The following is a 7,529-nucleotide window of genomic DNA, read 5'->3' as shown; positions in this document are numbered from 1 at the left end:
CTCCTCCACCATGATGTTGTCGGCGGGAATGCCGATCTCGGTCGCGATGATCTGCGCCCAGGTGGTCTCGTGACCCTGGCCCTGGCTCTTGGTGCCCATGCGCGCGACGCCGGCACCGGTCGGATGCAGGCGGATCTCGCAGGAATCGAACATCGCAATGCCGAGGATGTCGCAGTTCTTCGAAGGGCCAGCGCCGACGATCTCGGTGAAGAAGGAGACGCCCAGCCCCATGATCTCGCGCGTCTCGCCGCGCTTGAAGGCTTCCCGCTTCTCCGCCTGCTCCTTGCGGAGCGCGGCATAGTCCGTGCTCTCCATCATCTTGCGCATGGCGGTGTGATAGTCGCCGGAATCATATTCCCAGCCGAGCGCCGAGTGATACGGAAACTGCTCCGGCTTGACGAAGTTCTTCAACCGAAGTTCGGCCGGATCCATGCCGAGCTTTTGGGCCAGAATGTCCATCGCGCGCTCGATGCAATAGGCCGCCTCGGTAACGCGGAACGAGCAGCGATAGGCCACCCCACCCGGCGCCTTGTTGGAATAGACGCCGTCGACGGCGAGATGCGCCACCGGGAAATCGTAGGAGCCGGTAACGATGTTGAAGAAGCCGGCCGGCCACTTCGAGGGGTCGGCGCAGGCGTCGAAGGCGCCGTGGTCGGCGAGCACGTGCACGCGCAGGCCGGTCACCCTGCCCTCCCTGGTCGCGGCGAGCTCGGTCGTCATGTGATAGTCGCGCGCGAATGACGTGGCGGTCAGGTTCTCGATGCGGTCCTCGACCCATTTCACCGGCTTGCCCGTGACGATGGAGGCGACCGCCGCGCAGATATAGCCCGGATAGGCGCCCACCTTGTTGCCAAAACCGCCGCCGATGTCGGGCGAGATCACGTGAATCTTCTGCTCCGGCAGTTTTGCGATCAGTGACACCACGGTGCGGATCACATGTGGCGCCTGGAACGTGCCCCAGATGGTCAGCTCGCCCTTGATCTTGTCGAAGGAACAGACGCACTGGCAGGTTTCCAGGGGCGATGGATGGGTGCGGTGATAGGAGATCAGCTCCTTGATGGTGACGTCGGCTTTCTTGAAGGCCGCATCTGTCAGTTCCTTGTCGCCGACCGTCCATTCAAAGATGTGGTTATGGTGCTTGCGCGGGCCATGCACGCCAGTGGTCTTGCCGGCGAGGTCCTCGCGCAACACCGGCGCATCGTCCGCCATCGCCGTGAACGGATCGATGATGACCGGCAGCGGCTCGTATTCGACCAGCACCTTGGCGACGCCATCATCGGCGGCGTAGCGGTCGGTCGCGACCACGAAGGCGACCTCCTGGTTCTGGTACAGCACCTTGCCGTCGGCCAACACCATCTGCACGTCGCCGGCCAAGGTCGGCATCCAGGCGAGGTTGACGGTCTTCAGTGTCTCGGCGGTGATCACCGCGAGCACGCCAGGCACCTTCAGTGCTTCCTCCGGATTGATCGACTTGACGCGCGTATGCGCGTGCGGCGATCGGACGAAATCGCCATGCAGCATGCCGGGCAGCTTGACATCGTCGACGTAGTTGCCCTTGCCCTGTGTGAAGCGGATGTCCTCGACGCGCTTGCGCTTGCAGCCCATGCCCTCGAGCGCCGCTGTGCGTTGTTCTCGCGTGGGAGTGAGGTCGTTCATTCCGCGGCCTCCTTATATTCGACGCCACTGATCTTGGCGCTCGCGTACTGGATCGCCTTGACGATGTTCTGATAGCCGGTGCAGCGGCAGATGTTGCCGGAAATGCCCATGCGGATTTCCGCTTCGGTCGGAGACGGATTTTCCTTCAGCAGCCGGTGCGCTCGGAGAATCATGCCGGGCGTGCAGAAGCCGCATTGCAGGCCGTGCATCATGCGAAAGCCTTCCTGCAGCGCCGACAGCGAGCCGTCGGCATTGGCCATGCCTTCGATGGTCGTGATGTCGGAGCCCTCCGCCTGCACGGCAAACACCGTGCAGCTCTTCACGCTCATGCCGTCGAGATCGACGGTGCAGGCGCCGCAATGGGTGGTCTCGCAGCCGATATGAGTGCCGGTCAGCGCAAGATTCTCGCGGATGAAATGCACCAACAGCGTGCGCGGCTCGACGAGGCCTTCGACCTCGGCGCCGTTCACTTTCATCGTCACGTGGGTTTTTGCCATCGTCCCCTCCTTCAGGCCAAACGGCTCTTGGCGCGCTCGAGCGCGCGCATCACCATGATGCCGCCGACATGCTTGCGATATTCGACCGGGCCGCGCGCGTCCGCCGCCGGCGCCATGATCGCCTGGGCCGCAGCGGCGGCCTGCTTCAGCGCGGCGGCATCGAGCGCGGTGCCGATCACGACCTGCGAAGCTTCGGCCGCAAGCAACGGCGTCTCGTGCAGATTGGTGAGCCCGATGGTACAGCTGGCGACCTTGCCGCCTGCCATGGTCAGGACCACCGCCGCTGCCGCGGTCGCGTAATCCCCCACCTTGCGCTTCAGCTTCTCGTAGGCATAGCCGTGACCAGATGGCGGCACGGGAATGGTGACCGAGGTGAGGATCTCGCCGGGCTCGAGCGCGGTAAAATAGGCCCCCTGATAGAACTCAGCTGCCGCGACGTCGCGGGCGCCCGACGGACCTTCCAGCCGATACGTCGCGCCTAACACCATCATGAGCGCCGGCAAGTCGTTGCCGGGATCGCCGTTGGCGACATTGCCGCCGATGGTGCCGCGGTAGCGCACCTGCGGATCGGCAATCAGAAGGGCGGTCTCGTGCAGGATCGGCAGCGCCTTGGCGATCTCGTCGGAGGCGAGCAATTCGTGCTGGGTCGTCATGGCCCCGATGACAATGGCGTTGCCATCGCGCCGGAGGCCCCTGAGGCCGGCGACGCCGTGCAGGTCGACCAAGTGGGTGGGCGCGGCCAGCCGCAGTTTCATCATCGGAACCAGGCTGTGGCCGCCGGCAAGCGGCCGCGCGTCCTCGCCGAGCGAGGCCAAGAGCTTGACCGCATCACTGACAGACGCCGGCCGGTGATAGCTGAATGAGCCAGGAATCATCGTGTCCTCCCCATCGTCCGTGACGTTCCCGCATATCGGGAACGCGGACGTTGGCAGAACGCTCTGACGAGACGCGTGTCGGCGCAAGATGGCCCGGCCGGCGGGCTCACGGATGGAGCAAATTCGCACGAAATGCGGATCGCTGCGCACGAATTGCGTCAGTTTTTCCGACCTAATTCCTGTCGTCGCGGCCGGGCTTGTCCCGGCCCTCCACGTCTTTGCTGCACCCAGCAAATTAAGGCGTGGATGCCCGGCACAAGGCCAGGCATGACGAGCCTGTGGGAGCGAGCCCGCGAATAGAGACCCAGCCGACTTAAGCCTGCTTCTGCTTGGCGAGCCCGAGCCGCGCCTTGACCTCGGCGATCTTGGCGCGGCTCACCGGCACCCGGTGCGGGGTCGGACCATCGAGCTCGATGATGGCGCCATCGCCTTCCTTGCGAACGAAAGAGATATGCGGGATGGCGACAATGTGGCTGCGGTGCACCCGCACGAACAGACCGGGATCGAGTTGCGCCTCGGCCTCCGAGATCGACCACGGGCACATGCGCTCGCGCGTGCCATCATGGACGCGGGTGTAGTGGGCGTCGGCGCGGACGCTGCGCACGTCGGCGGCATCGATGAAATGGGTTCCATTGGCACCCTCGACCGGCAGGCGCGGCGCCGGCGGGCGTGGCGGCTGGCCGAGCCCACCGAGCGGCGCGGGCATCAGCCGCGGCACGGCCACGGCGATCGGAGCAACCGCGGGAACCTCGGGGGCCGGCTCGGCGACCGGCGCGAGGCTCTCGACCGGACCTGCAGCCGCAACCTGTGGCTGCCGGCGGGTATCGGGAACCAGCGACAACAGGAATCCGGCCGCGATCACGAAACAAAGCAGGGACACGACGATCGACAGGGTCTGCTGTGATGCAGCAAACCCTGTCGCGTGCTGATGAACTGTGTCAGAGACCGGCGCGAAATGCATGCCATACATGGCCGTGTAGTGCATGCCGGAGACCGCGACGCCAAAGGCCACCGAACTTGCGAGCAGGCGCACGCCATCCTGACGGGCCAGGAACGCGCGCAGGCCGCCATAAGCGGCTACGATCGCAACGACGATCGACAGCAGCACCATCGTGCCGTCATGCCGGATCTCAAAATTGCCGGCGAGACCGTGTATCCCGACGTAGTGCATGCTGACGATGCCGAGCCCGAGCAGCACCGCCGACGAGATGACGCGGAGCAGCGAGGGCTCGCCGATCGAGACGAAGAACAGGGAGATCCCGACCACCAGCGCGCAGATCAGGAACGAGACGATCGTCGGCAGCACCAGATAGAGGGCGTCGGACGGCATCGGCGCGGCCAGCACGCCGACGAAATGCATGGTCCAGATGCCGACCGCCAGGAAGGTGGCCGCGCCGGCAAGAAGCACGCGACGGCTGACCGCCGATCCGCTGCGGATGCGGGCCGCCAGCGAGAAGCCGGTGTAGCCGCCCAGGATCGCGATCGCTACCGACAGCGCGACGAGATAGGGATCGTGTCCATCGAACATGATCAGTGCGGCCGCCAGTCTCCACGGGTGGCCTCCTCCAGCCGCCGACTTATAAACCCAGCGGCAGAAATGACAATCAATTCGCGCATCGCGCCTCGGTGATTAAAGTGATTGCTCAGACGATCACGTGTCGCACGCGCGCAGCTTTTCGCGCGCCGCGGAATCCGATTTGCGCGAACGCGTTTTTGTTATGGCGCATCAATGAGCGCGCGATGCAATCTATGACCAACGGCACGCTTTACCCTCCTCCTGTCGGAGAGGGTAAAGCGAACACGTTGCGGCAGCTCATCCGCTCTGCGCGATGCCCGCCGCGACCTGGCCGCGCAGCCGCTCCAGCGAGTGCAGCGTGTTGGCGCAAGCTTCCGCGACCTCGATGCCCTTGATCGCAAAGTGCTTCCTGAAGAACTCGAAATGCGCCTGGCTCTCGTGGAATTGCTGCGGCGTCAGCACCGCCGAGAACACCGGGATTTCGGTGCGGAGCTGCACGTCCATCAGCGCCTTGATGACCGTGTCGGCGACGAATTCGTGGCGGTAGATGCCGCCATCGACCACGAGCCCTGCTGCCACGATCGCGGTGTAGCGGCGCGTCTTGGCGAGCAGTTGCGCGTGCAGCGGGATCTCGAACGATCCAGGCACCTCGAAAATGTCGACCTGGGCGCGCGAGATGTGACGCGCCTCGATCTCGGCGAGGAAAGCGTGCTTCGCCTCCTCGACGACTTCGCGGTGCCAGCACGCCTGCACGAAGGCGACCCGCTGGGGTCTGGCAAAGCGCGGATGCGCCGCCAGCGGCGGCGCAACCATCTCGGCAGGAGTCCTCGCGTCGGATTCCTGTGTTTGGGATTCTTGAGATTGGGGATCTTGCAACATCTGATTCATGGTTTTCCTCGTCAGGACCAGAATCAGGGCACACGGAACGACAAGCCCACGCTCCAGAGCGCGAACCATCGCGACCGTTCTCTTTCATCCGGACTTTGACCGTCGGCTTCGGAATTGCACCGAATCTGCTGACCCTTCTCCGTGAGGGGAAGGCGCTCGCGGGCTCGAGCCTTGGTCGATTGCTCGACGTCAGGCGCTCACCGCCGGTGGGGACTTTCACCCCGCCCTGAGAACATCACCGCCCAAAGCCGGGCGGCGTTAACGACTATGACCAAAGCCTGACGGGCCGGCAAGCGTTCGGGCCATGGGAAACCGCATATTGCCCATGCCCCACGCGCGAGACCGCCCAAAGTCGCCCGTCAGTGGTGATGCCCCGCGGGCACGCCCGACAACTGGTTAAGAAAGAATTAACGATTGCGGGGCGGACCCAAATCCGATTCCGGTTTGTTCTTTCTTAACGATTTTGCTCTTTCGTTAACGATTGGCTCGGATCACTTGTGGACGAGCAGCGCTTTGGCTGTGGACGGAACCGGCGTAGAGTTGCGCGGATTCCGCAAATCACATCAGTTGATCCCGCAGGCCTCCGGGGCTCTCTGGGGATTGCAGCCAGTAACCATGCGCTCAAACGGCGCTGGCCAGGCAGCCGCGTGCGTACCAACATATTTTTTAAGAAGCATAAGAGGTCGAGACGGCATGTCCCTGCTCGAAGGCATCATCGATTCCCCCAGTCATCCGCTGACGGTGGTTGAGGATTACGCTGCCGACAACAACTGGGCGTTCGAACGTTCCGGGGAGGACGAGGTCACCATCGTCACCAAGGGCGAGTGGACCGACTATCAGCTCTCCTTCACCTGGATGAACGAGATCGAGGCCCTGCATCTGGCCTGCGCCTTCGACATGAAGATTCCGCAGCCGCGACTCGCCGAAGTGCAGCGGCTGGTCGCGGCGATCAACGAGCAGTTATGGGTCGGGCATTTCGACCTCTGGACCCACACCGGCATGATCATGCATCGTCAGGCGCTGGTGCTGCCCGGCGGCATCACCGCATCGACGGCGCAATGCGAGAGCATGCTGGCCGGCGCGATCCACGCCTGCGAGCGCTACTACCAGGCGTTCCAGTTCGTGGTCTGGGCCGGCAAGTCCGCCGCGGAGGCGATGAACGCCGCAATGTTCGACACGATTGGCCAGGCGTAGGAATTTCGTGCACCCGACTGACGCCACACGAACAGTGTCGTCCCGGCCTTGAGCCGGGACCCATACCGGGTGATACCCGTGTTGCGGCAATATGCTTGTCCGACCTGCGGTGCTTCACTAAAACTGCCTGGGGTTATTGGTCCCCGCTTTCGCGGGGACGACAATGGTGTTTGTGGTGACAGTCTCCAACGACAACGGCGGGCTCAAAAACATCCCCGGCACGATCGTGCTGGCCGGCGCGGGCAAGATGGGCGGCGCGATGCTGACCGGTTGGCTCGCGCGCGGGCTCGATCCGCATCGCATCGTCGTGATCGAGCCGTCGCCATCAGCCGAAATCAGCGCGCTATCGTCGCAAGGCGTGCGGCTCAATCCGAAGGACGCGGCCATTGCCGAGACGCTGGTGATTGCGGTAAAGCCGCAGACCTTCCGACAAGAAGGCGGCGTGCTGAAAGCCTTCAGGAATGCTGTTGATCCGCTGAAGACCCTCGTGGTCTCCATCATGGCCGGCATGACGATCGCATCGATCGAGGACGTCTGCGGCGGCGCCGTGGTGCGCGCGATGCCGAACACGCCGGCCGCGATCGGACGCGGCATCACGGCAGCGGTCGCAGCCGACACTGTCAGCGCCACGCAGCGCTTAACCGCCGAAGCGCTGCTCAAAGCCGCCGGCACGGTCGAATGGGTGGAGAATGAAGGCTTGATGGACGCGGTCACCGCGGTCTCCGGCTCCGGACCTGCCTATGTCTTCCTGCTCGCGGAAGAGCTTGCGCGCGCCGGTGTTGCCGCCGGGCTTCCGGAGGAGCTGGCGGCCCGGCTCGCCCGCGAGACGGTCGCGGGTTCCGGCGAACTATTGCATCGCTCGGAATTATCGGCCGCGACGCTGCGGCAGAACGTCACCTCGCC

Annotated in this window: 7 protein-coding genes and 1 riboswitch; of the genes, 2 read left to right on the top strand and 5 right to left on the bottom strand. The window is 64.2% G+C overall.

What is annotated here, in order from left to right:
* The 5 genes from JOZ76_RS30835 to JOZ76_RS30815 form a co-directional block, all read right to left on the bottom strand.
* A partial coding sequence (locus JOZ76_RS30835) for a molybdopterin cofactor-binding domain-containing protein (RefSeq protein ID WP_291705173.1) occupies nt 1–1,656 on the bottom strand: 1,656 nt, incomplete at its 3' end.
* Complete coding sequence (locus JOZ76_RS30830; RefSeq protein WP_291705172.1) at nt 1,653–2,153, bottom strand: (2Fe-2S)-binding protein; 501 nt, start codon at nt 2,151–2,153, stop codon at nt 1,653–1,655. The genes JOZ76_RS30830 and JOZ76_RS30835, both read right to left, overlap by 4 nt.
* A gap of 11 nt (nt 2,154–2,164) precedes the next feature.
* On the bottom strand, nt 2,165–3,028 hold the full coding sequence (locus tag JOZ76_RS30825) for an FAD binding domain-containing protein (protein ID WP_291705171.1): 864 nt from the start codon (nt 3,026–3,028) through the stop codon (nt 2,165–2,167).
* A 313-nt stretch (nt 3,029–3,341) separates the two neighbouring features.
* Nucleotides 3,342–4,556, bottom strand: coding sequence for an MHYT domain-containing protein (locus tag JOZ76_RS30820; RefSeq protein ID WP_291705170.1), 1,215 nt, complete (start codon nt 4,554–4,556; stop codon nt 3,342–3,344).
* A 285-nt stretch (nt 4,557–4,841) separates the two neighbouring features.
* Nucleotides 4,842–5,432, bottom strand: a complete 591-nt coding sequence (locus JOZ76_RS30815; protein ID WP_291705169.1) for a 6,7-dimethyl-8-ribityllumazine synthase — start codon at nt 5,430–5,432, stop codon at nt 4,842–4,844.
* A gap of 72 nt (nt 5,433–5,504) precedes the next feature.
* Nucleotides 5,505–5,670: riboswitch (FMN riboswitch) on the bottom strand.
* 455 nt (nt 5,671–6,125) lie between these two features.
* On the opposite strand from JOZ76_RS30815, the gene JOZ76_RS30810 reads away from it, so the two are divergent.
* Nucleotides 6,126–6,626 carry a YbjN domain-containing protein gene (locus JOZ76_RS30810; RefSeq protein WP_291705168.1) on the top strand — a complete coding sequence of 167 codons (501 nt, stop codon included), beginning with the start codon at nt 6,126–6,128 and terminating at the stop codon, nt 6,624–6,626.
* Nucleotides 6,627–6,792: 166 nt separating this feature from the next.
* Nucleotides 6,793–7,529 (top strand): pyrroline-5-carboxylate reductase (gene proC, locus JOZ76_RS30805; protein WP_291705167.1); only part of this gene is annotated, 737 nt, incomplete at its 3' end.

The organism is Bradyrhizobium sp. (assembly GCF_019244115.1).
In the GTDB taxonomy this organism is placed as follows: domain Bacteria; phylum Pseudomonadota; class Alphaproteobacteria; order Rhizobiales; family Xanthobacteraceae; genus Bradyrhizobium.
The sequence above is the reverse complement of the archived record's forward strand: the minus strand, read 5'-3'. Positions and strand labels throughout refer to the sequence as shown.